Raw genomic sequence first — 331 nt, 5'->3', positions numbered from 1 at the left:
CCCGAAGCCGGTGGCCCAACCCCTTGTGGGAGGGAGCTGTCGAAGGTGGGACTGGCGATTGGGACGAAGTCGTAACAAGGTAGCCGTACCGGAAGGTGCGGCTGGATCACCTCCTTTCTAAGGAGCATCTAGGCCGCCAAGCTTGCTTGGTGGTCCAGGGCCATTACGCAGGCAAACGTTCTGCGGTGGTTGCTCATGGGTGGAACGTTGATTATTCGGCACTTTCAGTCATCTCGGGCTGCCAGTACTGCTCTTCGGAGCGTGGAACGCTGATCACGAGTGGCTGGGGTGTCGGGCACGCTGTTGGGTGTCTGAGGGAATGAACCCCCTC

At 59.8% G+C, this 331-nt stretch carries 1 rRNA gene; it reads left to right on the top strand.

What is annotated here, in order from left to right:
* A 16S ribosomal RNA gene (locus EHS43_RS46075) occupies positions 1–117 on the top strand; the annotation flags it as partial.
* Positions 118–331 lie beyond the last annotated feature (214 nt).

The sequence above is a fragment of the Streptomyces sp. RP5T genome, assembly GCF_003933965.1.
In the GTDB taxonomy this organism is placed as follows: Bacteria; Actinomycetota; Actinomycetes; order Streptomycetales; family Streptomycetaceae; genus Streptomyces.
Note: the sequence above shows the minus strand (reverse complement) of the source record. Positions and strands in the feature narration are given on the sequence as shown.